The organism is Sorangium sp. So ce375, from assembly GCF_051473855.1.
GTDB lineage: Bacteria > Myxococcota_A > Polyangia > Polyangiales > Polyangiaceae > Sorangium.
The window spans coordinates 8,536,682-8,563,515 of the sequence record NZ_CP150335.1; the positions used below are offsets into that span (position 1 = coordinate 8,536,682).

18 protein-coding genes are annotated in these 26,834 nt (G+C 72.9%); 12 read left to right on the forward strand and 6 right to left on the reverse strand.

Translation table 11 applies throughout. The annotated features are described in order from the left end of the window. Positions 1 to 106 precede the first annotated feature (106 nt). From WME90_RS31630 to WME90_RS31650, 5 genes are all read left to right on the forward strand, one after another. Entirely contained in the window at positions 107 to 1,219 is a 1,113-nt protein-coding gene (locus WME90_RS31630; RefSeq protein ID WP_437275756.1) for a phosphotransferase family protein, read from the forward strand. Continuing rightward, positions 1,216 to 1,749, forward strand: coding sequence for an adenylyl-sulfate kinase (locus WME90_RS31635; protein WP_437275757.1), 534 nt, complete (start codon positions 1,216 to 1,218; stop codon positions 1,747 to 1,749). The genes WME90_RS31630 and WME90_RS31635 overlap by 4 nt, the downstream gene beginning before the upstream one ends. Further along, positions 1,743 to 3,362 (forward strand): protoglobin domain-containing protein, encoded by a 1,620-nt coding sequence (locus tag WME90_RS31640; RefSeq protein ID WP_437275758.1) that lies wholly within the window; start codon positions 1,743 to 1,745, stop codon positions 3,360 to 3,362. Before WME90_RS31635 ends, WME90_RS31640 begins: the two co-directional genes overlap by 7 nt. 72 nt (positions 3,363 to 3,434) lie before the next feature. Beyond that, positions 3,435 to 3,866, forward strand: a complete 432-nt coding sequence (locus tag WME90_RS31645; protein ID WP_437275759.1) for a response regulator — start codon at positions 3,435 to 3,437, stop codon at positions 3,864 to 3,866. A 210-nt stretch (positions 3,867 to 4,076) separates the two neighbouring features. Then, on the forward strand, positions 4,077 to 5,471 hold the full coding sequence (locus WME90_RS31650) for a sigma-54-dependent transcriptional regulator (protein WP_437275760.1): 1,395 nt from the start codon (positions 4,077 to 4,079) through the stop codon (positions 5,469 to 5,471). 202 nt (positions 5,472 to 5,673) lie between these two features. Here WME90_RS31650 and WME90_RS31655 read toward each other — a convergent pair whose 3' ends face one another. From WME90_RS31655 to WME90_RS31665, 3 genes are all read right to left on the reverse strand, one after another. Continuing rightward, positions 5,674 to 6,792, reverse strand: coding sequence for a branched-chain amino acid aminotransferase (locus WME90_RS31655; RefSeq protein ID WP_437275761.1), 1,119 nt, complete (start codon positions 6,790 to 6,792; stop codon positions 5,674 to 5,676). A 163-nt stretch (positions 6,793 to 6,955) separates the two neighbouring features. Next, positions 6,956 to 7,591, reverse strand: coding sequence for an MBL fold metallo-hydrolase (locus WME90_RS31660; protein WP_437275762.1), 636 nt, complete (start codon positions 7,589 to 7,591; stop codon positions 6,956 to 6,958). 220 nt (positions 7,592 to 7,811) lie between these two features. Next, on the reverse strand, positions 7,812 to 9,089 hold the full coding sequence (locus WME90_RS31665; RefSeq protein ID WP_437275763.1) for a hypothetical protein: 1,278 nt from the start codon (positions 9,087 to 9,089) through the stop codon (positions 7,812 to 7,814). Between the two features lie 851 nt (positions 9,090 to 9,940). On the opposite strand from WME90_RS31665, the gene WME90_RS31670 reads away from it, so the two are divergent. Beyond that, complete coding sequence (locus WME90_RS31670) at positions 9,941 to 11,029, forward strand: serine/threonine-protein kinase (RefSeq protein WP_437275764.1); 1,089 nt, start codon at positions 9,941 to 9,943, stop codon at positions 11,027 to 11,029. Positions 11,030 to 11,056: 27 nt separating this feature from the next. On the opposite strand, the gene WME90_RS31675 is transcribed toward WME90_RS31670, so the two are convergent. Next, positions 11,057 to 12,937, reverse strand: coding sequence for an amidohydrolase family protein (locus tag WME90_RS31675; protein ID WP_437275765.1), 1,881 nt, complete (start codon positions 12,935 to 12,937; stop codon positions 11,057 to 11,059). A 1,142-nt stretch (positions 12,938 to 14,079) separates the two neighbouring features. Here WME90_RS31675 and WME90_RS31680 point away from each other — a divergent pair. From WME90_RS31680 to WME90_RS31700, 5 genes are all read left to right on the forward strand, one after another. After that, the gene (locus WME90_RS31680; RefSeq protein WP_437275766.1) at positions 14,080 to 16,221 is read left to right on the forward strand and encodes a TOMM precursor leader peptide-binding protein; all 2,142 of its coding nucleotides are present in this window, start codon (positions 14,080 to 14,082) and stop codon (positions 16,219 to 16,221) included. Between the two features lie 11 nt (positions 16,222 to 16,232). Next, positions 16,233 to 17,006 (forward strand): SagB/ThcOx family dehydrogenase, encoded by a 774-nt coding sequence (locus WME90_RS31685; RefSeq protein ID WP_437275767.1) that lies wholly within the window; start codon positions 16,233 to 16,235, stop codon positions 17,004 to 17,006. Between the two features lie 31 nt (positions 17,007 to 17,037). Further along, positions 17,038 to 18,075, forward strand: coding sequence for a TOMM precursor leader peptide-binding protein (locus tag WME90_RS31690; protein ID WP_437275768.1), 1,038 nt, complete (start codon positions 17,038 to 17,040; stop codon positions 18,073 to 18,075). Between the two features lie 177 nt (positions 18,076 to 18,252). Then, entirely contained in the window at positions 18,253 to 19,863 is a 1,611-nt protein-coding gene (locus WME90_RS31695; RefSeq protein WP_437275769.1) for a protein kinase domain-containing protein, read from the forward strand. Next, complete coding sequence (locus tag WME90_RS31700) at positions 19,841 to 20,869, forward strand: hypothetical protein (RefSeq protein WP_437275770.1); 1,029 nt, start codon at positions 19,841 to 19,843, stop codon at positions 20,867 to 20,869. The genes WME90_RS31695 and WME90_RS31700 overlap by 23 nt, the downstream gene beginning before the upstream one ends. A gap of 147 nt (positions 20,870 to 21,016) precedes the next feature. On the opposite strand, the gene WME90_RS31705 is transcribed toward WME90_RS31700, so the two are convergent. Continuing rightward, on the reverse strand, positions 21,017 to 22,483 hold the full coding sequence (locus WME90_RS31705) for an OmpA family protein (RefSeq protein WP_437275771.1): 1,467 nt from the start codon (positions 22,481 to 22,483) through the stop codon (positions 21,017 to 21,019). 11 nt (positions 22,484 to 22,494) lie between these two features. Continuing rightward, positions 22,495 to 23,763 (reverse strand): hypothetical protein, encoded by a 1,269-nt coding sequence (locus WME90_RS31710; protein ID WP_437275772.1) that lies wholly within the window; start codon positions 23,761 to 23,763, stop codon positions 22,495 to 22,497. A 560-nt stretch (positions 23,764 to 24,323) separates the two neighbouring features. On the opposite strand from WME90_RS31710, the gene WME90_RS31715 reads away from it, so the two are divergent. Then, positions 24,324 to 26,825: a M1 family aminopeptidase gene (locus WME90_RS31715; RefSeq protein ID WP_437275773.1), complete on the forward strand. Its 2,502-nt coding sequence runs from the start codon at positions 24,324 to 24,326 to the stop codon at positions 26,823 to 26,825. Positions 26,826 to 26,834: the final 9 nt, after the last annotated feature.

The following is a 26,834-nucleotide window of genomic DNA, read 5'->3' on the forward strand; positions in this document are numbered from 1 at the left end:
GGCCGAGGCCCGTGCTGCCGCTGGAGCAGGCTCGTCAGGCATGCGGCCTGCTTCTTGCTGTGCGCATGGTCACGCGAACACGCCACCATGCCTTCCCGAGGAGACCATGAGCGCCCCGTCGGTCCTGCCTGACCCCGATCCCGCACGCCCGGTCCGCCAGCTCATCGAGGCAGCGTTGCCCGACGCGCGGATCGAGGAGATCACGACCCTGGGACCCGACAACCGCTCGGGCCATGACCAGACCGAGAAGGCCGCCGGCTACGGCGTCCCCCTCCGGATCACGGCGGTGAGGCCTGACGGCTCCAGGCAGAGGCTGGTCCTGCACACGTCGACCGCGGACGCGTTCGGGCACGACAGGCGGTCGGATCGCGCGGCGGAAATGCTGCTCGCCTTCGACACCTTCGGATCGATCCCGTCGCACGTCGAGGTCGTGGACGTCGGCTCGCTGACGCGCGACGGTCGCTTCCTGTCCCTGCGGGACGCGGGCGAGTTCTACCTCCTGACCACGTACGCGGAGGGAGACGTCTACGCCGCGGATCTGCGCCGGATCGCGAAGGAGCGCAGCGCGCGCCCGGAGGATCTCGCGCGCTGCGAGGCGCTCGCCAGGTACCTCATCGCCCTCCACAGCGGGAAGGGCGCGCAGGGCAGCTACCGCCGCGCGGTGCGGGATCTCGTGGGCCACGGCGAGGGCATCTTCGGCATCATCGACGGCTATCCGGACGACGTGCCCGGCGCGCCGCCCGAGCGGCTGGAGGCCATCGAGCGGCGCTGCGTGGCGTGGCGGTGGAAGCTCCGCGGCATGGACCGGCGGCTCGCGCGCACGCACGGCGATTTCCACCCCTTCAACATCGTGTTCGACGGGTCGTCGCGGCTCGCGCTGCTCGACACGAGCCGCGGATCCCAGGGCGATCCCGCGGACGACGTCGCCTGCCTCGCCATCAACTACGTGTTCTTCGCGCTGGACGCGCCCGGCGCGTGGGAGGGCGGCTTGCGCGCGCTGTGGCGCCGGTTCTGGGAGGTCTACCTCGGCTGGAGCGGCTCCGCGGGCGTGCTCGACGTGGCGGCGCCGTTCCTCGCGTGGCGCGCGCTCGTGCTGGCCAACCCCGGATGGTACCCGGCGGTCACCGCGCGGGCGAGGGACGCCCTGCTCTCCTTCGTGGAGCGCGCCCTCGACGCCCCGCGCTTCGATCCGGACGACGCAGAGAGGCTCTTCGCGTGAGCGGCGGGGTCGTCTGGATCACCGGGCTCCCGTCGTCGGGCAAATCCACGCTGGCCGCACGGGTGCACCGCGCGCTGCTCGGCGAGGGGCGGGCGAGCTGCGTCCTCGACGGCGACGAGGTCCGCGACGCCCTCGTGCCGCGGCCCGGCTACGGCCCGCGCGCCCGCGACGATTTCTACGAGACGCTCGCGCGCCTCGCGGCGCTGCTCGCGCGCCAGGGGGCGTTCGTGATCGTGGCGGCGACGGCGCACCGCCGCGCCTACCGGGAGCGCGCCCGCGCGCTCGCGCCGCGGCTCATCGAGGTCTACGTGGACGCCGCGCCAGAGACCTGCAGGGAGCGCGATCCGAAGGGGCTCTACCACGCGGCGGGCGCGGGGGAGATCGGCGCGCTCCCCGGCGCGGGCGTCGACTACGAGGCGCCGCTCGCGCCGGAGCTCGTCGCGCGCGGCGGCGAGGACGCGGCGGCGCTCGAGGCGCTGATCGAGCGCGTGAGATCCTGGTCCGCGCCCGCGGGAGCGGGGCCGTGGTAGGCACGGGCGCCGTGGCCGCGCAGGAGACGCTCTTCGACGAGATCAAGCGGTACGTGCGCTTCAGCGAGGAGGACGCGCGCCGGCTCGCCGCGCTCCGCGCGCACGCGGAGCCGCACTTCCCGCGCATCGCCGACGAGTTCTACGATCGCATCCGCGAGCACGAGGGCGCGCACGAGGTCTTCACCGGAGAGGCGCAGGTGGAGCGGCTCAAGCGATCGCTCGTCCGCTGGATGACGCGGATCTGCACGGGGCCCTACGACGGCGCGTACTTCGAAGAGAGCGCGAAGATCGGGCGGATGCACGTCCGGGTCGGCCTCCCCCAGCGGTACATGTTCACGGCGATGACGCTCATCCGCCTCGCGTTCGACGAGATCGCCGAGGGCGCGCTCGGCGCGGAGGTGACCCCGGTCAGGGCGGCGGTGGGCAAGGTGCTCGATCTCGAGCTCGCCATCATGCTCGAGACCTACCGCGACGATTTCCTCGCGCGCGCCCAGCGCGCCGAGCGCATGGACCTGGAGGAGGTCGGCCGCACGCTCGCGCGCACGGAGCACCGCTACAAGAGCGCCGTCGAGCTGGCCCGCGTCCTCGTCGTGGGCGTCGACGCGCACGCGATCGTGCGGCTCTTCAACCGGGAAGCCGAGCGGATCACGGGGCTCGGGCGCGAGGACGTGCTCGGGGTGCCCTTCGTCGAGGCGCTCCTCCCCGAGGAGATCCGCGCAGACCACGGCGCCCTCGTGGAGGACGTCGCCGCGGGCCGCCGCGCCGGCGTCGATCTGCTGGAGAGCAGCGTCCGCACGCGCGCCGGCAAGATCCGCGAGGTGCGCTGGCAGCTCGCGTACGCCCCTTCTGCGGCCGACGACGAGGTGGTCCTGTTCGCGATCGGGCACGACATGACCGACGAGAACGCGCTCGCCGCGCGCGTGCGACAGAGCGAGAAGCTCGCCGCGGTGGGGACGCTCGCGGCCGGCCTCGCGCACGAGATCAGGAACCCGCTGAACGGCGCGCAGCTCCACGTGACCTTCCTCGAGCGGGGGCTCGCGCGCGCCGGCGTGAAGGACGCGGAGACGCTGGAGGCGATCCACGTCGTCCGCGACGAGATCCGCCGCCTCTCGGCCCTCGTCAGCGAGTTCTTGGACTTCGCCCGGCCGCAGCCGCTGCACCTCCGGCCGACGCCGTTCGTCCCGCTCTGCGAGCGTGCGGCGCGCGTCGCCGCGTCGCTGGACGGCGCCGGCGGGCAGGCCGTGGTGAAGGTGGATCTCCCCTCGACCGACATCGTGCTCGACCTCGACCCTGCGAAGATCGAGCAGGTCCTCCTGAACCTCCTCCGCAACGCGATCGAGGCGGTGGACGCGGCCGGATGCGGCACGGTCACCCTCCGCGCGCGGCGGCAGCCGCGCCACGCCGTCATCGAGGTGGAGGACGACGGCCCCGGGGTCGCGAGCCCGGACGCGCCGATCTTCGATCCGTTCTTCTCGACGAAGCCCAACGGCACCGGGCTCGGGCTGGCGATCGCGCACCGCATCGTCACCGATCACGAGGGGACCATCGAGTTCCAGAGCCGCCCGGGGAAGACGCTGTTCCGCGTGACGCTGCCGCTGCGCCGCTCCGGCTGACCTCCGCCGCTCACCTCGGCGCGCGCGCCTCCCCCCTCGGGCGCTGGCACGCAACTTGGTAGGGATCCGGGCGTGGAACCGCGCAGCACCGAACATCCGCTGATCCTGCTCGTGGACGACCACGTTCAGAGCGCTTGCATGCTCGAGCGTCTGCTCGAAGAGGACGGCTTCCAGGTGGAGCTGGCCACCGACGGCGCGCTCGCCATCGCGCGGCTGTCCCGCCGCCCGATCCCGGACATCCTTGTGACCGATTTCCGGATGCCCCACGCCGACGGGATCGCGGTCGCGCGCTTCGCGAGATCGCTCCGGCCGGATCTCCCGCTGTTCTTGCTCACCGGGTATCCCGACCTCGTTGCGCGGCTCGGGCGAGAGTTCAAGCCCGCGGCGGTGGTGCACACGAAGCCGATCGACTATACGGCCCTGAGCGACGAGCTCCGCGCCATCGCGGACGCAGCGCTCCCTGGCGCCGCGCAGCCGAGCTCCCCCTTTCCTTCCCACGCCTGAGCGGGGGGAGCGCGCCTCCCCCGGCGAACGGCTTGCGCCCGCGTGCAACGGCTGCGGCCCACGCGGTGTACAGGGGCTGGCGCGCCCGTCGCCCCGCCGGCGGCGCGGCCCCTCGCCGCCGGCGTCTCCGGGCCGCGCGGCCGCGCGGCCGCGCTGCAGCGGAAGGGGGATCGCGGCGCCTCGCGGACACGGTATCTTTGGAAGGAAGACATGAACGCTGAGAAGAAGCAGAGCTCGAGGGTGCTCGTCGTGGACGACGAGGCGAGCGCGCGATCGGGGCTGGAGAAGCTCCTGCGACAGGAGGGCTATACCGTCGACACGGCGGCGGACGGCGTCGAGGCGCTCGAGGTCGCGGCGGAGCGGCCGCCGGACATCGTCGTCACGGATCTGAAGATGCCGAAGATGGACGGGGTGGCGCTGATCGGGAAGCTGCGCGAGCAGGATCCGGCGCTGCCGGTGATCGTCGTCACCGCGTTCGGGGACGTGAGCTCGGCGGTGCAGGCGATGCGGGCCGGGGCCGAGGATTACCTGACGAAGCCGGTCGACTTCGACGCGCTCCTCCTCACGCTGGAGCGCGCCCTGGAGCGGAGCGCGCTCCGGGTCGAGGCGGAGAACCTCCGCCGGCAGCTGCGAGAGCGCCAGGGCGAGGGCGTGGAGGGGCTCATCGGGACGAGCCCGGCGATGCAGAAGGTCTACCGGATGGCCAGGCAGGTGGCGGGCGCGCGGGCGACGGTGCTCATCACCGGCGAGAGCGGCACGGGCAAGGGAGAGCTCGCGCGCGCGATCCACGCGAAGGGCCCGCGCGCCAAGGGGCCGTTCGTGACGCTGCACTGCGCGGCGCTCGCGGAGTCCCTGCTCGAGAGCGAGCTGTTCGGGCACGAGCGCGGCGCGTTCACCGGCGCCGACAAGCGGCGGATCGGGCGGTTCGAGCAGGCGCACGGCGGGACGCTCTTCCTCGACGAGGTCGGCGAGATCGCCCCCTCGACGCAGGTGAAGCTGCTCCGCGTGCTCCAGGAGAGGACGTTCGAGCGCGTCGGCGGGAACGACACGGTGTCGGTCGACGTGCGGCTCATCGCGGCCACGAACCGCGATCTCGCGGCGGCGGTGCAGGAGGGCCGCTTCCGGGAGGACCTCTACTACCGGCTCAACGTCGTCCACATCGACATGCCCCCGCTGCGCATCCGCGACACCGACGTGCTGCTCCTGGCGAATCACTTCCTGCGCCGGTTCGCGGCGGAGAACCACCGCAAGATCGACGGGTTCACCGACGAGGCCCGGTCGAAGCTCGTCGCGCACCGGTGGCCTGGGAACGTGCGCGAGCTCGAGAACGCGATCGAGCGGGCGGTCGTCCTCTGCGACGACGCGCGCATCGACGCGGAGCACCTGCCCATCGACGCGGCGCCGGTCGCCAAGGGGGCCCTGCGGGTCCCGGGCGCCACCATGGCGGAGATAGAGCGTTATGCCATCCTGTCGACGCTCGAGGCGACGAACGGCTCGACGACGCGCGCGGCCGAGATCCTGGACATCAGCATTCGCACCATCCAGTACCGCCTGCACGAATACGGCATGACGGCGAAGTCCAAGCGATCGCCGGCCGCGGAGTAGAGCGACGGTCGCCCGCTTCGGATACGGGCCCACCTCGACGTTTTCGGTGCTCAGCGCACCGGAGTGCGCTTCCGCGCCGAAAACGCCGATCTGGACCCGTCTCCTGTGCGGGTGACCGCCGCTCTGCGACGCTCGCACCAGGGGCGGGTGGGAACCGCTCTAGCCTCCGCCGTCGCGCGGAGGCCTCGCCGGGGCGCGCCGGTCAGACCACGTCGTGCATCCAGCCGTGCCGGTCGGGGGCGAGGCCGTGCTGGATGTCGAGCAGCGCCTCGCGGAAGCGCGCCGCCACGGGCCCCGTCTCGTTGTTGTGGATGGCGAACGTCCCTTCCCGGGACTTCACGGCGCCGATGGGGGTGATGACCGCGGCCGTGCCGCACGCGAACGCCTCGGTCATGCGGCCCTCACGCACCGCCGCGCGCCACTCGTCGAAGGTGACCTTGCGCTCCTCCGCGGCATAACCGAAATCCCGGGCGAGCTGGATGATGCTGTCACGGGTGATACCCGGCAGGAGCGTGCCTGTCAGCTCGGGGGTCACGAGCACGGGGCGCCCCTGCTCCTGGTAGACGAAGAAGATGTTCATTCCCCCCATCTCCTCGACCACGCTGCGCGTGACCGCATCGAGCCAGACCACCTGCGCACAGCCCTCGGCCGCTGCGTTCATCTGCGCGAGGAGGCTCGCCGCGTAGTTGCCGGCGAACTTGGCTGCGCCCGTGCCGCCCGGCGCCGCCCGGACGAAATCCTCCGAGATCCAGACCGTCACCGGCTTCACGCCCTGGGGGAAATACGCGCCAGCCGGCGACGCGATCACAAGGAAATCGTACTCGCGCGACGCCCTCACCCCGAGCGCCACCTCGGTGGAGAACATCAGCGGTCGGATATACAGGCTCTCGCCCACCGGCGAGGGCACCCACGCGCGATCCTGGCGGATCAGCGCGTCGACGGCGCCAACGAACAGGCCGACCGGCATCTCCGGCATCGCCAGCCGGCGGGCAGAGCTATTGAAGCGGAGCGCGTTCGCCTCCGGCCGGAACGTCTTGATGCGCCCGTCCGGCTGCCGATAGGCCTTGAATCCCTCGAAGATCGCCTGACCGTAATGCAGCACCATCGCCGCGGGATCGAGCGTGATCGGGGCGTACGGCTTGAGCTGCCCGCGCAGCCAGCCCTTGTCCGCCGTGTACGGGATCACGACCATGTGCTCGGTGAACACGCGCCCGAAGCCAGGGTTCTGCATGCGCTGCGCGCGCTCCGCGTCGCCGAGGGGGTGCGGCGTGGGCAGGATCTCGAGATCGACCTTCGTGGCGGGCGCGCTTTCGGTGCTCATCGTGCTCGACTTCCGCGGCGGACAGCGGTCGACCCGGCTCACGTGGGCCGGCGCGCGTCATCGTCGCGCGGCATTTTTCGAAAGAATCCTGGCGGGATGCAAGCACTTTCTCGCGAGAAAGCACCACGCCGACGCGTCCAAGTGGGCGCGAGCGGGCGGCGCGTCACGACCGCAGAAAAGGATTTCTGTCGCGCTCCTCGCCGATCGTCGTGGAGGGGCCGTGTCCTGTCACGACCCGGGTCGACGGATCGAGCGTGAGCAGCTTGCCCCGGATGGATGACACGATCGCCTGTGAGTCGCCTCCCCACAGATCGGTCCGGCCGATGCTGCGCCGGAACAGGGTGTCCCCCGTGAACGCCACGGCGCCCGTCTCCGCGAGCACCAGGAACGACACGCTGCCGGGCGTGTGCCCCGGCGTGTGGAGCACGTGCAAGTCGAGCCCGCCCGCCTTCACGATCGCGCCGTCGTTCAGGTCGCCGTCGATCTCGCACCGCTCCGGCAGCGCAATGCCGAGCATGGCCGCCTGGACGGGGAGCATATCGTAGAGGAAGCGGTCGGCCTCGTGAATGCGGGCCGCGGCGCCCGACCAGCGCTGGAGAGGCGCGGTGGCGCCGACGTGATCGATATGGGTGTGCGTGTGCACGATGGCCGCGACCTTCGCCCCGGCCTGCTCGACGCGCGCGCGGATCTTGTCGAAGTCGCCCCCGGGGTCGATGACCACCGCGCCCTTGCTGGCGGGGTCGACGAGGATTGAGCAGTTGCACCCCAGCGGACCGACGGAGAACGTCTCGAGCAGCACAGGGCGAGCTTGTAGCACGCTGCGCCTTGACCTCCACGCGCGTCGTCGTCGACGTCGACAGCCGCGCGGCGGCGCCTCGGCGAGGCGGCGCCGCGAGCGCCGGTCGACCACCGCCGACACCGCCCGGAGCGCCGGGCGCGGCGGCGCTGAAGGACGCGCGGGAGCCTCGGATCCTCGGATCCTCGGATCCTCGATTGCGCGCGCCGACCGCCCGCGGCCCCTACTTCGGGGCGCTCGCGATGGATCCGTTCGAGCTGAGCTCGTTGGTCCAGTAGACGCGGGTCGCGTCGAGGGCGATGCCGAAGGGCGACGGCTCCCCGGCCACCACGGCCCCGATGATGCCGTTCGGCAGCATCCTCATGACGTTCGGCGAGGTCGGGTCTGTCCAGTAGACGCCCGTCGCGTCGGCGGCGATGCCCCTCGGGTTCTGCCCGGTGGCGATCACCGTGGGCTCTCCGCCGGTCTTGGCCACGCGCATCACGTTGCCGGTGCTGCTGGTCGTCCAGTAGACGTGCGTCGCGTCGATCGCGATCTCGCGCACCTCGCCTTGATCGGTCGCCAGCGTGGTGAACGGGCCCTCGCCCGTGGAGTCCTTGGGCGCGGACATCACCCGGCCGATTTCGTCGCGCACGGTCCAGTAGACGTTCGTCTCGTCGACCGCGAGGGCGTGGGTCGTCCCCCCGCGATTCGAGATGACGGTGAGCTGCCCGTTGCCGTCCGAGTCCTTCCGCGCGCGGACCACGGAGCCTCCGCGCTCCCGGTTCGTCCAGTAAACGAACTCGTCGTCGAGCGCCACGCCGAACGGATCGGACTGCCCTGCGGCGATCACCACCGGCGCCTCCTGGCCGCCGATCCGCGCCCTCACCACCTGGCCGTCGTTCATGCCGGACACGCCCTGGTTTGCCCAGAAGACGTGGGTGGCGTCGACCTTGATGTCCGCCGGCAGGACCTGCCCGGTGGCGATGTTGACGGCCGCCGCCTCGCCCAGCGTCATCTGCCTGACCATGCCCCGCTCACCGTTGGTCCAGAACACGGTGCCGTTGGAGACAGCGATGTACCGCGGCTCCTCCAGGCCCGAGACGTGGACCGAGGCTCCGGCGCAAGTGCCATCCCGGCAGATGCCATCGCACACGACGGGGCAGGAGCCGCAGTGGAGGGCGTCGTTCCTCACGTTGACCTCACAGCCGTTCTCTTCATCCGCGTCGCAATCGACGTAAACATCCCCGCAGACCGGCGGCTCGTCGATGATGGGCCCGACGCCCCCGCTCCCCCCGGTCCCTGCGCCGACGCCCGCCGCGCCCCCAGCGCCCTGGCCGCCCACGCCCGCCGCGCCCCCGTCGCCCGACGCGCCGCCCTCGCCTCCTCCGGCGGAGGCCGTGCTCCCCGGACCGGAGCCGCCGGTAGCGAAGAGGCTCGACGCGCCGGGCGCGGAGCAAGCGGCTACGGCGAGTCCTGAAACGAGCCCGAGGAGAACGGTGCGGCGCATTGTGCTGTGCATGGAAACCTCCACCCTTATAGGCTACACGAGCCTGTCGAGAAAACGCATCTGTGAACTTGGCGTGTCTTCAAACCTAGTTCGTCCATGCACGACAGGGCACGCTTCGTGCGGATCTCGCGGTTCGGGCGGCTCGCGCGCGGCTCGCGCGCGGCTCGCGCCGAGGAGGCGAGCGCGGGCGCTCGTGGCAGGGCAGCAGGCCCGATACCGGCGCGCACGCCGCTCTGGTCCGGCCACCCTGCCTGCCGGCGCGCGGCTGGCGCTCCGGCGATGTCGCCGGATCTACCGACAAGTGGTCGCGCGCCGCCGGCGACGCGCGAGCGCCGCCCGGCGCGCAACGGGCTCTCGACACGTCGGCGGCGCGGTCGCGACTCCGCATCTCGCGCGGCCGGCGCCTCGCCCTCGCGCGGCCGCGAGCGAAAGGCGATGAGGCTCTCCGCGCGCCCCGGATCGAGACACGATGAGGCCGCGTCACCAGAGCAGGAGACGGCGCAGCCAGGCGACTCACCATCACGGCGGAGCGGGGGAATCTCGAGCGCGCGGCCGCGACGTCGGGCGCGGTCCCGCGATCCACCGACGCCCGCTCGGGAAGCCTGGCTCACGCGCGCTCCGTGAGCTCCAGCCTCCGCGCTGCCCGCGCGCTTGCGAGCGCGCGCCCGACGGGAGGATGGCGCTGGGCGCGGAGGGGCGCTACCCTCGGGGCGCCGCGTGTGTGAGCGTACGATGTCATCCAGGGTGGATCCGCTGTTCCGCCGTGAGGCGCCCGCTCACGGGGGAGCGCGCGGCGCGGCTGTGCGTGCCCTGCGCCGCGGCCTCGCCGGCGCGCGTGGGGCTCGGCCTGGAGGCGCGGCCGCATGAGCGAGTCCGTGTTCATCGCGGGTGGCCAGGCGAGCTCCGCGGCGCGAGAGCGCGCGATGACGCTCGTCGGGCGCACGCTCGTCCATCGCTACCGCCTCGAGGAGCTCGTCGCGATGGGCGGCATCGCCGCCGTCTTCAGGGCCAAGAAGCTCGCGACCGGCGAGGACGTGGCCGTCAAGGTGCTCCACCCCGACGCCGAGGAGCTGCCGGAGCTCATCGAGCGCTTCGAGCGCGAGGCGCTCGCCGGTCGCCACATCTTCCACCCGAACGTCGCGGCGGTCTACGAGATCAACCAGCTCGACGACGGCTCGTGGTTCATGGTGATGGAGTTCATCCGCGGCATCACGCTGCGCAAGCTCATCGACCAGGGCCCCGTCCCCCCGCCGCGCGCCGCGAACATCGCGCGCCAGCTCGCGAGCGCCCTCAACGCGGCGCACGACTTCGGGATCGTGCACAGGGACGTGAAGCCGCTCAACATCATGGTCCTCGACGGGCCGGAGGAGCGCGTGCTGCTCATCGACTTCGGCCTCGCCAAGGTCCCGATCGAGCAGCTCTCCCTCACCGACGAGGGCTCGCGCCGCTCGCTCACGAACGCCGGGGTGCTGCTCGGCACGGTGGCGTACATGGCGCCCGAGGCGGCGCTCGGCATGCGCTCGGTCGACCGGCGGGCCGACCTCTACGCGCTCGGGGTCATCCTCTACGAGATGCTCGCGGGCAAGCACCCCTTCACGGCGGTCGAGCCGTCGGCGCTGTTCGCGCAGCACCGGTCGGCCGTGCCGCCGCCGATCGCCGAGCGCTCCCCCGGCATCGTCGTCCCGCCCGCGCTGGAGGCGGTCGTGATGCGCCTGCTCGCCAAGGATCCGGACGACCGCTTCCCCCACGCGCGCGCCGTGCTCGTGGCGCTCGAGGCCGCCGCCCAGAAGATGAGCGCGCCGGACAGCGGCATCGCCATCGGCGCCCCGGCCAGCCTCCGGGCGGCGGCCAGCTTCATCGAGCGGCGGACCTCGCGGGCCGTGCTCGCCGGCGCGGGCATCCTGTTCTTCGCGCTCGGGAGCGTGATCGCCTGGCTGCTCGCGTCGCGCTGACCGCGCGCGGCGTCGTCGCGCGCGCGGTCAGCGGCGCTCAGCCGGCGCGCAGGTCCCCACGCGGAGCCCCGCGATCGCGGTCTGATCGACGCACCGCTCGCCGTCCGGGCACGGCTCGCCGCGCTCCCCGCGCGGATCGCAGAGGGCCCTGCAGGTGGTCGAGGCCCCGTCGCACACGCTGCCGGGCGCGCAGGCGTACGACGCGTCGCACGGCTGCCCGTCCGAGCCCGCGCCCGCGTACCAGCACGACGTCGAGGCGTTGCCCCAGAACACACAGGCAGCGCCGTTCTCGCAATCCTGCGCGAAGAGGTCGCAGCCGTCGCCGTCGGTGCAGGCCCCCCCGGTGAACGAGCTGCCGTCGAGGAAACACGCGCTCCCCGGCGCGCAGTCCGAGGGGGCGTTGCAGGCCGCCGCGCAGACCTGCGCCTGGTTGCACGACTGCGCGGGCGCACACTCCGACGCGGCGAGGCACGTCTCGCCGGGGCGGGCGCCCGTCCTGGGCTCCCGCGTCAGGCTCGTCTTGCGCGGCAGCGCGAGCGCCTCGCGATCGAGGAGGGCGCCCGACTTGTAGATGCGCGACACGCGCTCGAGCGCGCGGAGGTCGGCGAGCGGATCGCCGTCGACAACGAGCACATCCGCGAGCGCGCCTTGCTCGATGCGCCCGAGATCGGGGCGCCCGAGCACGTCCGCGGCGCGGCGCGTGGCGGCGGCGAGCGCCTCGAGAGGCGGCATCCCGGCCTCGACGAGGAGCGCGACCTCGCGGCGCAGGCTGAGCCCGTGGAAGACGCCCGGGTTGCCGGCGTCGGAGCCGGCGGCGATGGTGACACCGGCCTGGTAGCAGGTCTTCAGGTTCGCGATCCCCTGCTCGCGCCATGCCTTCACCTGCTCTCGGAACCGCTCTGTCCTGACCTCCTCGAGCAAGGACGGGTCGCGCAGGGCGGCGATCACGCTGGCCGGCACGTCGTCGGCGAGGGCGGGGTCGTCGAGCTCGGTGAGCGCGCCGTTGACCGTGCGGTACAGGCCATCCTGCACCACGAGCGTGGGCACGACGACGGCGCCGGCGGCGGCCATCCTCTGCGCGAGCTCCGGCGAGATCCGGTCCTCGTCCGGGACGTGCGCGAAGAGCGTCACGCCGGCGTCGAGCGCCATCTCGATGTCGGCGGCCCCCGTTGCGTGCGCGATGACCCGGACGCCCGCGGACACGGCCGCCTGATGGATGGCCGCCACGGACGGGGGCGAGAGGTGCGGGAGCGACCGCGATCCTCCCGACTCGAGCACGATCTTGATGAAGTCGGGGGCGTTCGGGAGGAGTGTTTCAAAAGCGCCATCGACGTCGGCGGGAGAGTCGATGAAGACGCAGAAATCGCCGGGCGGGTTGCCGTGATAGCAGGGATGCCCTCCGCTCGGCGTGAGCAGCGGGCCGACGGCGAAGAGCTGCGGAGCGAGGAGGTCGCCGGCGTTGATGCGCGCTCGCTGCTCGAAGATGACGCGCTGGGATGAGCCGAGATCGAGGTACGAGGTCACGCCTGCCCGGAGCATCGCCTTCGTGTGATCCTCGAGGTGGAGGTCGCCGTCGTAATAGCCATAGGGCCCGGCGCCGCTGAGCGAGTGGACGTGGAGATCGATAAGCCCGGGGAGGACCGTCTTGCCGGCGACGTCCACGACCTCGCCGCCCATGGCCTCGACGCCGAGCTCGGCGTCGCCGAAGACGACCTGGCGCACCCTCTCGCCCTCGATCACCACGGTTGCCCTGGCCGCGCGCGTGCCGTCGAACACCGTGCCGCCCTTCAGCACGATGCAGCCCGCGCACCCGACCTCGGTCGCGCTGGGCGCCTCCGGGCTCTCCGCGACGCCGCAGCCAGCGAGCCACGTTGACGCGACGACGATACACAAAGCGAGACGACCCATCGCCGATCCGAGCGAAGTACGACGCATGACACTCCGTTGTTGATGGGCGCCTCCGGCACCCGCGAAGAGGCGGACCGGGTACCGGAGACAGCACCGAAAAGCAATCGAATGAGGCGGCGCGCACAGTCCGGTGCACGCGCGCCCGCAGCATGCCGCGTTATCCAAGATTGCTCGCGTCGAGGGGGCGACGCGAGCGAGGCGCTGCGTCCCCGACGCCCCTTTCGGCTTCACGGCCCGAGCGGGTGAACGCGCCAGATCGCTGCGAGCGTGACAAATAGGCCTATCACGGAAGCGCACCCGCTCGAGCCCACAGAGGGAGCGCCGGGAGGCACGCTCGATGTTGTTCCGGCCTTCTCGGCTCCTCGGGCGACGATCAGGGCCATCCGGGAGAGCCGCCCGGCGTGGGGCGGGCGAGAGCGGGGAGCACGCGGACAACCTGCTTTAGCGGCCGGATCTCTCGCGCTCGGGTCGCCCTGGATGATAGGGAGTCGGCACAAGCTTCCGTCGTCCTGCGATGAGCCCCATATTGACGAAGACCCTTTGCGTGCCTCACCTACTTGTGGGAGGCTCTGCGATGAGCGATTCGAACAACGACAACAATGCTCCGAAGGATCTGGATGTAACGGTAAACGAGATCCGCAATGCCATCGACGAACTGTCGGCCAGGCTGGATGAGGTGGCAGTAGCGAATCCGACCAGCCGCAACTGCAGCTGTAGCTGCAGTTGTAGCTGTAACTGTAGCTGCAACTGTAGCTGTAGCTGCAATTGCAGCTGTAGCTGTAGCTGTAGCTGTAGCTGCCGTTGTAGCTGCCGTTGCAGCTGCCGTTGCAGCTGCCGTTGCGGCGGCGGCTGTCGCTGCGGCGGCAGGTGTCGCTGCAGCTAGCCCTGAGGCTGGCCAAGGCCGAGCAATAGAGCTCTGGAGGGAGACGAGGAGCGCGAGGGATCGAGAAAGGCACCTTCCCGTCTTCCCGGGCTCACCACGATCGCGCGACGTCGCGCGATCGTGGTGAGCCCGCGAGCTTCTTCTCTTCTTTCCCTGTCGGGGCCCCACTCCCCGAGCACCAGAGTTGAACCTCTTTACCGAAGGTGCAGGACGGCGCTCGTCGAGGCGCCGCCGTGCTGCCCTTTCCTGGAGATCTCGCGTGGCCACTCAACTGCCCAGCTCAGCGACCACCGCTCCCTCGCTCGAGGGGACCGCCCCGCCTGCGCCGACGGAAGCGCACGAGAAGCTCGCGCGCTCGCGCGTCCTCGTGGTCGGGCTCGAACCGTGGGGCGCCGTCGCGGCCATCGAGCTCGCGCGCCTGGGCGTCGGCGCGCTCCACGTCCTCGACGACAGGGAGGTCACGACCGACGATCTCGGCCCCTTCGCCGAGGCGGATCTCGGGGAGGATCGCGCGCGCTCGCTCTCCCTCGCGCTGTCGCGCACCGCCCCCGGCTGCGCGGTCACGCCCGGAACGCTGCTCGCCGCTGCAGATCGCCCGATCGTCCAGGAGGACACCGGCTGGGACCTCATCCTCGCCTGCGTCTCGGGCGATGAGCTCCTCGTCCTCCAGGGCGTCGCCCGCTTCGCCGACGCGGCCTCCACCCTGTCGCTCAGCGCGCACATCGAGGGGCTCGACGCGGTGATCGGCCCGGCCGTCGTGCCGGGAGAGACCGCGTGCTGGAACTGCTGCCGTCTGCGGAGGCTCGGGACCAGCGATCGGCCCGAGGCGGATCACGCGCTCCAGGCGTCGCTCCTCGCCGCGCGCCCAGGGCGCCGCGCGCGCACCTACCTCGCGCCGATGCCGGCGTTCCTGGGCCACGCCGTCGCGCTCGCGGCCGTCGATCTGCTCGTGAACCGGGCCGCGTCGCGGCTCGCGGGCCGCTTCATCGTCCAGAACCTCGTCGATCCGGAGGCGTCGCTCCACGCCGTCCTGCAGATGCCCTGGTGCCCGGTCTGCGGCGGCGCCGCCGCCCGCGCGCCGAGCGCGCGCCGGGGCTCGACCACGCGCCTCCACGAGGCCCGCGATCCCGCGGAGCTCCGGCGAATGCTCGCCGGCGTCGTCGACGCGCGGGCAGGCATCGTCCGCCGCCTCACGCTGGACGCGACGAGCCCGGCGCTCGCCCCGCAAGCGCCCATCACGGCCGCGGCGGTCCTCAGCGAGTACACCGACGGCTCCCCGCACGCTCACCGCTCGCACGAGCCGCAGGCCGGCACCGGAAAGGGCTTCACGGCCGTCGAGGCCCTGATCAGGGCGACCGGCGAGGCCGTCGAGCGCTACTCCGCCGAGATCGTCAACCGGAAGGAGCTCCTTCGCTCCTCGGTCGCCGGGATGACAGGCGACTTCATCGCTCCGGAGCAGCTCTGTTTCTACAACGAGGAGCAGTATGCAAAGCCCGGATTCCCGTTCGTGCGGGTCGACAAGGCCGCGCCGATCGACTGGGCCCTCGGGCGCTGGATGGACACGGGCGCGCCCGTGCACGTGCCGGCGCTCCCGACCTACTTCAACTACTGCGGAGGGCACGACGCCCACTTCTGCCAGGTGACCTCGAACGGGCTCGCCGCGGGCGCGACGCTCGAGGACGCCGCGATGGGGGCCGCGCTCGAGCTCATCGAGCGCGACGCGTTCATGATCTCATGGCTCGCTCGCCGGCCAGCGCGACGGATCTTGCCCGACGACTCGATCGATCCCGAGGTGCACGAGATCGCCCGGCAGCTCGAGGAGCGCGGCGCTCGGATCGAGCTGTATCTCCTCGACGGGGGCGTGTCCGTCCCCGTGGTGATGTGCGTGGGTTACGGCGACGGCAAGCGCTGGCCCGGCGCGGTGGTCTCGATCTCCGCCCACCTGAGCCCCCTCACCGCGATCACGAAAGCCATCCTGGAGCAAGGCCAGATATGCCATTACATCTTCCGCCTGATGATGGGTGAGGCCGTCGCCATCCCCGAGCGGCCCGAGGACGTGCTCACGCTCGAGGATCACGCGGTCTACTACCTCCCCCCGAGCCGCGCCGCGGCGTTCGCCTTCCTCCGCGAAGGAGGCACGGTGACCGCCGCCGAGCTGGAGGAGCCCGAGGAGGTCTCTCCGTCCGAGCTCACCCGGCGCGTGCAGGCCGCGGGGCTGCGCATCGCGATCGTGGACGTGACGTCGCCCGATCTCGCGGCGACCCCCTTCCGCGTCGCCCGGGCCGTCGGGCCCTATTTCCAGCAGATCCATTTCGGCCACGAGCTCGCCCAGCTCGGCAACCCGCGCCTTCGATCGATGGCCCCCCACGGCATCAACCCTGACCCGCACCCGATGGCCTGAGAGAGGACACCATGGCAAGGAGCAAAGAAGCGGACGTCGCGCGGCTCTATCATCTCCAGTCCTCCCACGTGAGGGCGCGGCCGCTGGAGCCGCCGTTCGACGCGGATCTCCAGCCGCTCCGCTTCCGCACCTACGTCGGCTCGACGCGCACGCCGCTGCCCGGGCGCGATTTCGCGATCGACGCCCCGCTCGGCGCGGTGCTGGAGCAACGGCGCTCGCACCGCGAGTTCGCCCTCAGGCCGATGCCCATCGAGACGCTCGGGCGGCTCCTTCACGCGAGCTACGGCGTCCGCGGCATGCGCAACGTCGACGGGGAGTGGAGCTGCGATCGCCCCGTGCCCTCGGCCGGCGCTCGGTATCCGCTCGAGATCTACGTCGCGACGCAGGCCGTCGAGGGGGTCCCGGACGGCCTGCACCACTACGACCCCCGCGCGCACGAGCTCGAGCTCCGCCGGGAAGGCCTCGCGCACGCCACGCTCGTGGATCTCACGTTGGCTCAGGACATGATCCTGAACACCAATGTCGTGGTCATCATCACGGCGGTCCCGTTCCGCACGATGTGTAAATACGGCCAGCGCGGATATCGCTTCCTGTGGCTGGACGCCGGGCACGTCGGTCAGAATCTCTATCTCGTCGCGACGGCCATGGGCCTCGGCCCTGTGGGGATCGGCGGATTTTACGACGAGGAGCTCAAAGCCTTCCTGGCGCTCCCGGCCGAGGAGGACACCATGTACGTCGTCTGCATCGGTCAGCCCACGCCGGCCGAGAGCCGGAAGGGGCCCTAGCGTGCCTGAACCAGAAGCGTCGGAGAGCATCATGCCCAGCATTCGACTCAGCCGCTCGGCCAGCATCACACCCACCGACGTGGGCGTCATCCTCCGCTCCGATCTCGGCACCTTCCAGCTCACCGGCCTGGACGTGAGCGCGTTCGTCGAGCGGATGGTCCCGTTGCTCGACGGGTCGCGCGACCGGGAGGCGCTCGTCGAGGCGCTCGCGGACTACTCGCGGAAGAGCGTGACGGCGTTCCTCGACCTGCTCGAGGCGCGCGGGCTGATCGAGCCGGTGCCCGACCACGCGCCGTCCGGCGAGGGCGAGCGCCTCGACGGGCAGCGCGAGTTCCTCCGCAGGTGGTCCTCGGCCCCCGATCAGGCGGCGCAGCGGATCGCGAACGCGCGCGTGCTCGTGGTGGGCCTCGAGCCCTGGGGCGCCTCGGCCGCCCTGGCGCTCGCGGGGGCCGGCATCTCCGCGCTCCGGCTGCTCGACGGCGGCGCTGTCGGCCCGCGCGACGTCGCGGTGGTCCGCGCGCGCGGCGAGGCGGCGATCGGCGCGCCCCGCCGCGGCGCCGTGGCCGCGCTGATCCGCGAGCACGCGCCGCTCTGCCGGGTGGACGAGGGCTCCCTCGCCGCGCTGGAGGGGGACGACCTCCTCTCGCCGGAGGAGCGCCCTCACCTCCTCGTCGCGGCGGTCCGCGGCGACGACGCGGAGCTCCTGGAGCGCGTCGCGCGGTTCGGCCATCGCGCGCGGATCGTCTCGCTCTTCTCGCACTTCGCGGGGACGACGGCCGTCCTCGGCCCCCTCGTGTTCCCGGGGAAGACGGCGTGCCGGGTCTGCGCGACGACCGAGGCGCTCAACCCCTTGCCCGCGGCGCGCTCCCCGGCCGAGCCCGCGCCGCACGCCGGGACGATGGTGCAGCTGCTCGGCCACCTCGTGGCGATGGAGGCCCTCAAGGTGCTCTCGGCATACACGCCGTCCAGGCTCGGGGGCCGGTTCCTGATCCAGGACCTCGCGACGTTCGAGACATCGCACCACACGCTCGTCAGGCTGCCCTGGTGCAAGATATGTGGCGAGGGATGACGCGGGGGCAGAGGTGCTCTAGCCTGCGGCCGTGAAGAGGGCTCCCCTCCCAGCCGCCTCCCACATGGCCGACACGCTCGCCGCGGGCGCCCCCCCGCAGCCGGACCGCCGGGCGGTCCTCGACCGAGCGGGCGTGTCGCGCGCGAGGGCCGGCGCCGACGGCTCGGGCCTCGCGTCATGATCGGTCGAACCCTCGACGACCGCTACACGATGATCCGGCTGCTCGGCCAGGGCGGGATGGGCGCCGTGTACGAGGCGCGGCACGCGGGCACGGGCCGCCGCGTCGCGGTGAAGGTCATCCTCGGCCAGGCCGCGGACGACGACCTCCTCCGCCGCTTCCAGCGCGAGGCGCGCGCGGTCGGCGCGGTCGAGTCGGAGCACATCGCGCAGGTGTTCGACACCGGGCGCGACCGCGAGACCGGCGCGCCGTACATCGCGATGGAGTTCCTCGAGGGCGAGGACGTGCAGGCCCTCATCGAGCGGCTCGGCCCGCTCCCGGTCGATCTCGCGCTCCGCATCGGTCTGCAGGCGTGCCTCGGGCTCGAGCGCGCGCACGAGGCGGGCGTCGTCCACCGCGACATCAAGCCGGCGAACCTGTTCCTCGCGAGGAAGCAGGGCGGCCAGCGCGTGATCAAGGTGCTCGACTTCGGCGTCGCCAAGGTGACGGACAACAGCCTCGGCAACGGCGGGATGACGAAGAGCGGCGCGCTCCTCGGCTCCCCCCTCTACATGTCGCCCGAGCAGGCGCGCGGCAGCGGCGTCATCGACGCGCGCTCGGACATCTGGTCGCTCGGCATCAGCCTGTACCACGCCCTCACGGGCCATCGGCCCAACGAGCACCTGACCGGCCTCGGAGACCTCGTCCTGGCCATCTGCACGACGCCGGTGCGCTGGATCCAGGAGATCGCGCCGTGGGTGCCGCCGGAGGTCGCCCACCTCGTGCACCGGACGCTGGTCATCGATCCGGCGGGCCGCATCGGGAGCGCCGGCGAGCTCGCGGCCGCGCTGCGCGCGTTCCTGCCGGGCGGCGAGGCGATCGTCGAGGCGATGCTCGTGCCGCTCGACGCCGCCACGCGCGCGTCGCGCGCGTCGTTCGGCGGCGCCTCGACCCCGCCGCACGCGTCGAGCGGGCCGTTCGGCGCCGCCCTGACCCCGCCGCGCGCGTCGAGCCCGTCGTTCGGCGCCGCCCCGGGCGCCCCGCACGCTTCGAGCGGGCCGTTCGGCGGCGCCTCGACCCCGCAGCGCGCGTCGGCCGCTCCCTTCGACGCCGCGGGGCGCCCGTCGGGCGCGCACACCGGACCGCATGCGCTGTCGGCCACGGCGCCCGCCACCAGCGTGAGGCTGTCGAGCCGCCCCGAGCGCCCGGCGTCGCGCCCGCCCGTCGCCCTCCTCGCCGGCGGCCTGCTGGGCGCCGCGCTCGCGGGCGGGGTGGGCGCCTACCTCCTCGCGGTGCGCGGCGCGCCGCCGGCCGCGCCCTCGGCCGAACCGGCGCCGCCCCCGCGCGCCGAGGCCGAGCCACCGCCGCCGTCCGCGGGCGCCCCGGCCACGCCGGCGCCGCACACCGAGGCCGAGCCGCCGCATGCCGACGCGCCGACGCCGGGGGATCCGCTCGCCGCGGCCTCGTCGACGCCCGAGGCGGCGCCCTCTGCTGCGACGACCGCGCGTGTCGCCGCGTCGGCGTCGGCGAGCGCCGTCGCTCGCCCGCCCGCGCAGAGGCCGCCCGCGCAGAGGCCGGCGCCGCCCCCCAGGCCCCCGAGGAATGACGATGACGAGACATCGAGGAAATAGCCGCGTCGCGTGGTGTGTCGCCGCGCTCCTGTCGCTCGGCGCGGGCGTCGCCCGCGCTGAGCCCTCCGCGGACCAGGCGGCTGCGGCCGAGGCGCTCTTCCGCGAGGGGCGCGATCTCGTCGCGAAGGGCCAGCTCGCCGAGGCGTGCCCCAAGTTCGCGGCGAGCCAGCGGCTCGACCCGGGCTACGGCACCCAGTGGAACCTGGCGGACTGCCTCGAGCGGCTCGGCCGCTCCGCGAGCGCCTGGGCGGCGTTCCGCGAGGCGGCGGACATGGCGAGCCGCGCCGGCCAGGCCGACCGCGAGGCGAAGGCGGCGCGCCGCGCGGCGGATCTGGAGAAGAAGCTGGAGCGCCTCGCCATCGCGGTGACCACGCCGGCGGACGGGCTCGTCGTGCGGCGCAACGGCGCGGTCCTCGACGCAGGCGCGTGGGGCGCGCCGCTCCCGGTCGATCCGGGCAAGCACCGCGTCGAGGCGACCGCGCCCGGCAAGAGGCCGTTCTCGGTCGAGGTGCAGACGGCCGGCCCCGGTCAGGTCGTCACGGTCGAGGTCCCCCCGCTCGAGGACGACCCCGCGGCGACCGCGGCGGCCCCGTCGCCGTCGACGTCGCCGACCGCTGCGCCGCTGCAGCCGTCGGGCGGCAACGGCGACGGCGGCGCCGGCACCCGCCGAACCCTCTCCTTCGTGGCAGGCGGCGTCGGCGTCGCCGGCGTCGTGACGGGCTCGATCTTCGGGCTCCTCGCCAGCTCGCGGTGGAACCGGGCCCAGGACGAGCACTGCCGGACCGAGGCGCTCTGCGACGCCCGCGGCGTGGCGCTGGTCGACGACGCCCAGAGCGCCGCGAGGCTGTCCAACGTCGGCTTCATCGTCGGCGGGGTCGGGCTCGCGGCCGGCGTCGCGCTGTTCGTGACGTCGCTCGGCGACGCGGAGCCCGCGGCGGCGCGGATCGTGGTCACGCCTGTCGTCGGGACGACCGGCGGCGGGCTGGGGCTCCAGGGCCGCTTCTGACGCGCGGCCGCCGAGGCGCGGCGGCCGCCCGGCGCACCGTTGCTGCCCGAGGCGCGGCGGCCGCCGGGCGCACCGGTTGCTGCCCCAAGCGCCGCCAGGGCCAGCCGCGACGCCCGGGAGCGCGACGCGCCCCCGGGCGAGCGCGCCTCACTCGTCGATCACGAACTCCACGCGGCGGTTCTTCGCCAGGCTCGCCGGGTCGTTGCCCTCGGCCAGCGGCCTGTCCGACCCGAAGCCCTCGGCCGTGAGCCGGCCCGGGCTGACGCCCTTCTGGATCAGGTACTTGCGGACCGTCTCGGCGCGCTGCTGGCTCAGCTCCTGGTTCAGCTCGGGCGCGCCGGTCTCGTCGGTGTGCCCCTCCACCCGCAGCCGCTCGATCTCGGGGTTCGCCTTCATGACGAGCGCCACCTGATCGAGGGTCTTGTACGACTCCGGCTCGAGCTCGGCCGAGCCTGTCCGGAAGCGGATCGTATCCCGCATCACGAACTCGCCCTGCTCGTACTGGACCCGCGGCTCGCCCTTGTCGGGGCAGCCGTCGTCGTCCTCGACGCCGTTGATCGTCTCCTTCTCGTCCGGGCACTCGTCGTCCGCGTTCGACACGCCGTCGTGATCGTCGTCGGCGTCCTCCTCGGGGCAGCCGTCGCTGTCGTAGTCGCCGTCGCGATCCTCCGCGACGTCGGGGCACTGGTCACGCTCGTCGTCGACGCCGTCGTGATCCCTGTCGTGCGAGGTCGGCGTGTACTTCACGCCCGCGAACACGCGGAAGATCGGCACGCCGTAGCCGGCCAGCGCGCCGATCCCCGGGCCCGCGCTGATCTCCCACTCCTCGCTCGGGTTGATCTTCACGTAGCCGAGCGCCTCGAGCGGCGTCTCTTCCTCGTTCAGGTCGTCCGCGGCGATGCCGATACCGCCGTTCGCCTCGGCGCCGATCTCGACCTTCCCGCCGATGCCGCCGAAGCGGTAGCCGAGCGCCGCGGCGTACGTCAGCTCGCTCGCCGCCTCGACGTTCGCGTACGTCGTCCCCTCGCGGATGGCGACGCCCGCGTTGACGCCGAACCTGAGGCCGGGCGCGAACCGGTGATCGAGCACGATGCGCGGCCAGAACACGACGTTGCGCGCGCCGCCCGCGAAATCGCCGGTGTGCGTGGGCACGCGCAGCTCGGCCACGAGGCCGAGGCCGATGGAGTCGCGGTCGTCGAGCAGGCGCAGCTTCGGCACGAGCCGGATGTCGCCGAGGCCCGCGAACGACGGCGAGCCCTCGCCCGACTGCGCGAGGAAGAACGGGACGTCGAGGCCGAGCGCGAACGGCTCGGCGATCGTGACCGAGGCCATGAGATCGGCCCCCAGGCGGCCGCTCACGATCTGGCTCCGCACCTTGCCGTCGCCCGTCGCGACGATCAGCGGATTGTGGGCGTAGTTCAGGAACAGCCCGAACTCCCATGGATCGCCGGGCTCGCGGACGCCGGAGCCCTCGGTGACGACGAAGGCGTCGTGCGTGACGGCCGGCTTGAAGCGCTCGACGTCGATGTCCGTGCTCTGCGCCGACGCGGTCGTCGCGGCGGCGAGGATCGCGCAGGCAGCGCAGGCGGTGGCGGCGAGGATCGGTGCGCGCATGGATCTCCTCTTCATCGGCCGGCTCCGGGTCCGCGGCGCGGGCGCCTCCGCAACCGGAGCGCGAGCCCGCCGGCGGCGAGCAGCGACAAGGCTCCCCCTCCGTACGGCGCGGGCCCCGCCGCGCAGGCGCAGGCGCCGCCCTGGACCGCATCGCCCGGCAGGAGCTCCGGGTCGCCCGGACCGCCCGCGCCGCTCGACGCCGCGCCGTCGACGCAGCGCCCGGTCGGCGCGCAGCGCAGGTCCGCGCCGCACTCGGACGACCCCAGCGAGCACGGGCCGCACTGCCCGCTGACGCACACGAGAGCGCCGCACTCGGCGTTCGACGTGCAGGTGTCCCTGGGCGTCGGGACGCACCGGTGGTCCGGCGAGCAGTCCTCGTCCCCGTCGCAGTCCACGTCGTCGACGCACGACACCGGCAGGACGCAGTCGCCGTCCACGCAGACGCCCGCGCCGGCGCAGTCCGCGTCGCGGGTGCAGCCCGAGGGCGGGACGATCACGTCGGGCACGCGGTCGCCGTCCGCGTCGCCGGCCACGCACGGGGCGGAGAGGCCGATGTCGAGATCGCCCTGCCCGAGCCCCGCCGCGTCGTTCACCGACCGGAAGTACAGGTTCGCCTCGCACGACACGCCGATGCCCAGGAGGAGGTCGAGCGCGATGGATGCCTGCGCGTACCCGTGCGTCGCCTCGTTGATCAGCAGGGGGTCGACGTCCGTCCCCGCTTCGGTCGCGATCTGCGCGTCCGTCACCTCGACGGGCTCGTAGCGCCCCGACGGCTCCGCGAAGGACCAGACCCCCGCGCGCGTGCCGTCGCCCTTCACGCCGAGCACGACCTCGTAGCCGCCCGGCGACGCGTCGTTCGTGAACCGGTCGTCGATCCCCGCCGTCGCGGCCGTGCCGCCGGTCTGCCGGTTCCTGTCGGTGTCGATGAACACGAACAGCGTCGCTTCCCTGCCGATCGCGGCCGTCCCCGACACGTACCCGCGCACCCAGAACCGCCCGTCGGCGGCGACCGCGTACGCGGAGCGGAAGTCGATCGATCGCTCCGGCGCGTCGAAGGTCGCCTCGCCGTCGCCCGCGACGTCCTCGCGGCCGTAAGGCCATCGCGGCTCCCCGCTCCTGTCGATCGCGACGATCTCGTGGAGCACCGGCGTCGTCCGTCCGGCAGTCCACGTCTGCGCGGCCGAGCTCCGTGGAACGAGCGCGACGCCGAGCGCCGCGCCCACAGCCAGCGGCGCGACCCACGAGCGCCCCCGCGCGCACCCATCTCTGTGTTGTGCCATGGCGGGGAGCATCCTCGCACAGGTCGCCGCAACCCTTGCAAATGAAAGGCGATTCGCGCCCAGAGTGCGCAAGGGTGCGCGCCTGCAACACCGCGCGTCTCCCCTTCCCGCACGCGCGTGGAGAAGCGCGATCCGCGCGAAGTCCGCGCGAAGATCACGGAGCTCGCTCCCCGTCGGCCCCTCCCGCGCGGGAAAGGAAAGAGCGCTTCCCTCCGCGCTCCATCGCTGGTTGCGGCGCGGATCATCGCGCCCTTCGCGCACGCGCGAGAGGAGCGGAGCGAGCCCGGTGGAGCGGCGATCACGCACACCGGAAGCGCTGGCCCACGCGCGGCGGCCTGCCGCCGAGCGACGGTGACGCGGGCGACCGAGCGCCCCGCTTTTTCATCGCCGAGCCGCTCAACGCGGCCTCAGGCGCGCTCACCGTGCTTGGCCACGCGCCCGGGTTCTGTAACTGTCCCGCGGTCAGTTAGGCGTCGCTGCGCCGCCGTGGGCTCGGGGGGTCCGAGCGCAAGCGCCCGGCCTCGCGAGATGAATCCCCTCTTCCGCTCGAAGGAAACCCGATGCACTTCACTGTCCAGAAACACCGGCCCGGAGCGTTCCGGGTGGCTTGCCTGCTGCTGGGATCGCTCGTCGCCGCGTGCTCGGGCGAAGGCCCGGCGCCGCTCGAGGGGAGCGCGTTCGACGTCGAGCGTTACGACCTCCAGGGCGAGTTCGACTGGGAGCGGAGCCGCCTCGTGGCGACGCTGGGCCTCACGCTGTCGCTCACCGGAGACGGCCCGAGGACGGTCGTCCTCGACAGCGCCGTCGCCGAGGTGAAGGAGGTCCGGCGCAAGGGTGGCGCCGCGCTCCCGCACGCGCTCGATCCGGAGCGGAAGGCGCTCGCGATCGACCTCTCGAGCGAGCCCGAGGCGATGAGCGGCGCGCCGATCGCGCTCGAGATCGACTACGAGGCGCTCTCCGGCGACGCCCTCCGCGCGGTGCCGGCGCGCATGGGCGATCCGGTCGCCGTACGCACCGTCTACACGGTGTCGGAGCCGCTCGGCGCGTCGCGGTGGATGCCGTGCCACAACGCGCCCTCGGACCGGGCCTTCTTCTCGGTCGCCATGCGCGTCGACGGCGGCGAGGCGATGATCGCCAACGGCGATCTCGTCGGCGACGAGGATCTCGGGGCTTCGGGCCACCTCGTCCGGTACGAGACCGCGTACCCGCTGCCGCCCTACCTCATGGCGTTCGCGGTCGGCGACTTCGAGGTCGAGCGCGGGGCGAAGGGCGATCTCCCCGTCGCGGTCTGGCACCGCCGCGGGTTGCCGGGCGATCACGGCAGGATGGTGGACGAGCTCGCGCGCGCCATCGGCCGCTTCGAGGAGCTGCTCGGGCCGTACCCCTTCGAGAAGTACGCGCTCGTGCTCCTGCCGGACTTCTCCGTGGGCGGGGTCGAGCACGCGAGCATCAGCTTCCAGCGCGAGGAGCGGAGCACGCAGCCCGCGCTCGCCTCGGATCTCCTGCTCACCACGCACGAGCTCGCGCACCAGTGGTTCGGCGATCTCGTGACGCTCGAGACCTGGGACGACCTGTGGATCAAGGAGGGCATGGCGACGCTGCTCGAGCAGGAGGGCGTCCGCGTCTACACGGACGAGAGCGGGACGGGGACGCTGAACGGCGACGAGCTCGGCCCCCGGGAGGGCGACGCCATCCGCGATCCGTCGCTCGCGCCGGGCGAGAAGTACACGAGCGGGCCTTATGGCCGAGCCGCCTGGCTGCTCACCCAGATCCGCAGCCTCGCCGGCGAGGAGGCGTTCTGGTCGGCGCTCCGCGGGGTGCTCGAGGAGCACCGCTTCGGGACGGTCGGCACGGACGAGTTCCTCGACGCCTTCGCGCCGGCGCTCGGCCCCGCGGCGGCGGCGCGCGCGCGGCGCGCGGTCGTGGCCAAGGCGCTCCCGTGGCTCACGGTCGACCCCGCGCCCTCCGGCGGGGCCTTCGTGACGGTGCACGACCCGGAGGGCGCGCTCGTCGCGCCGCTGGAGCTCGCGTGGGTGGCCGGCGACGGCCCGGCCCGCGTGCAGACGCTCGCGCCCGGCGAGCGCGTCGAGGTCGCGCCCGCGCGCCCGGGCGAGATCCTCGTCGTCGATCCCCAGGACCGCCACCCCGAGTGGGCCTTCCTGAGCACCGATCGCGATCTCGAGACCTACGTCGCGACGCTCGCCCCGCGCCGCATCCCCGCGGATCCCGAGGGCGTCTCGTGCTTCCTCGACGTGGGCGGCGCCCACCAGCTCGCCGCGCTCCAGGACGGCCTGCCCGAGGGGCTCGCGCCCGAGGAGTTCCAGGCGTTCGTCGAGGGCCTCGACGGCGAGGCGGCCAGGGCCGTATCGCTCGCCGCGGCGTGCGACGCCGCGTGCCAGCCGGGCCTCGACGCCGACGTCCGCCGCGCGTGGTCGAGCGTGCTCACCGGCATCTTCGCCGGAGCGCCGTACAGCTATGGGCTCGACTACGTCGGCAGCTATGCGGCGTGCAGCGCCGTCGTATCGCCCGAAGAGCTGTTCGCCGAAGACTGGTCCGCGCTCGAGGCCGGGCTCACCTCGGGCGGCGTCTCCGACGTACGGCTCCAGTACCTGTCCAAGTTCATGCTGCCGCCCGAGGCGGCGCTCCGCACGTGGGGCAAGGTCGCGCAGGCGGCGAGCTCGGTGCGCGCGCGCGTTCTCGCGATCCGGCACCTCGCGACGTACCTCGACGGGCTCGACCCGGCCGCCCTCCCCGCCTTCCGAGCCTTCTTCGCCGGCGTGCTCGGCGCGACCGACGTCTCCGATGTCCTCGCCGCGGATCTCCGCGCCGTGGTGGCCTCCGCCGCGCCCACGCCGGCCGGCAACCAGGAGGCGCTGGGGGGCCTCGCCCGGGTGCTCCGCTCGCCCGCGGCCCGCTCGGCCCACCCCGCCGCCGTCTGCGCGGCGTTCGCGCTGACGCGCGGTGACGAGCAGGCTTTCGGCCGCTTCGCCGCGGGGCTCGAAGGCGCCGAGTTGACGGACAGCGCCGCCGACCTGCTGCGCTCTCCCGTCGACTGCCTCTGACGCTCGCTC

What these genes read in the sequence shown, in the direction of transcription:
- WME90_RS31630 (WP_437275756.1), top strand. Translation starts at nt 107, where the DNA reads ATGAGCGCCCCGTCGGTCCTGCCTGACCCCGATCCCGCACGCCCGGTC.
- WME90_RS31675 (WP_437275765.1), bottom strand. Translation starts at nt 12,937, where the DNA reads ATGGGTCGTCTCGCTTTGTGTATCGTCGTCGCGTCAACGTGGCTCGCT.
- WME90_RS31690 (WP_437275768.1), top strand. Translation starts at nt 17,038, where the DNA reads ATGCCCAGCATTCGACTCAGCCGCTCGGCCAGCATCACACCCACCGAC.
- WME90_RS31710 (WP_437275772.1), bottom strand. Translation starts at nt 23,763, where the DNA reads ATGGCACAACACAGAGATGGGTGCGCGCGGGGGCGCTCGTGGGTCGCG.
- WME90_RS31685 (WP_437275767.1), top strand. Translation starts at nt 16,233, where the DNA reads ATGGCAAGGAGCAAAGAAGCGGACGTCGCGCGGCTCTATCATCTCCAG.
- WME90_RS31655 (WP_437275761.1), bottom strand. Translation starts at nt 6,792, where the DNA reads ATGAGCACCGAAAGCGCGCCCGCCACGAAGGTCGATCTCGAGATCCTG.
- WME90_RS31705 (WP_437275771.1), bottom strand. Translation starts at nt 22,483, where the DNA reads ATGCGCGCACCGATCCTCGCCGCCACCGCCTGCGCTGCCTGCGCGATC.
- WME90_RS31670 (WP_437275764.1), top strand. Translation starts at nt 9,941, where the DNA reads ATGAGCGAGTCCGTGTTCATCGCGGGTGGCCAGGCGAGCTCCGCGGCG.
- WME90_RS31665 (WP_437275763.1), bottom strand. Translation starts at nt 9,089, where the DNA reads ATGCACAGCACAATGCGCCGCACCGTTCTCCTCGGGCTCGTTTCAGGA.
- WME90_RS31700 (WP_437275770.1), top strand. Translation starts at nt 19,841, where the DNA reads ATGACGAGACATCGAGGAAATAGCCGCGTCGCGTGGTGTGTCGCCGCG.
- WME90_RS31715 (WP_437275773.1), top strand. Translation starts at nt 24,324, where the DNA reads ATGCACTTCACTGTCCAGAAACACCGGCCCGGAGCGTTCCGGGTGGCT.
- WME90_RS31650 (WP_437275760.1), top strand. Translation starts at nt 4,077, where the DNA reads ATGAACGCTGAGAAGAAGCAGAGCTCGAGGGTGCTCGTCGTGGACGAC.
- WME90_RS31695 (WP_437275769.1), top strand. Translation starts at nt 18,253, where the DNA reads ATGATCGGTCGAACCCTCGACGACCGCTACACGATGATCCGGCTGCTC.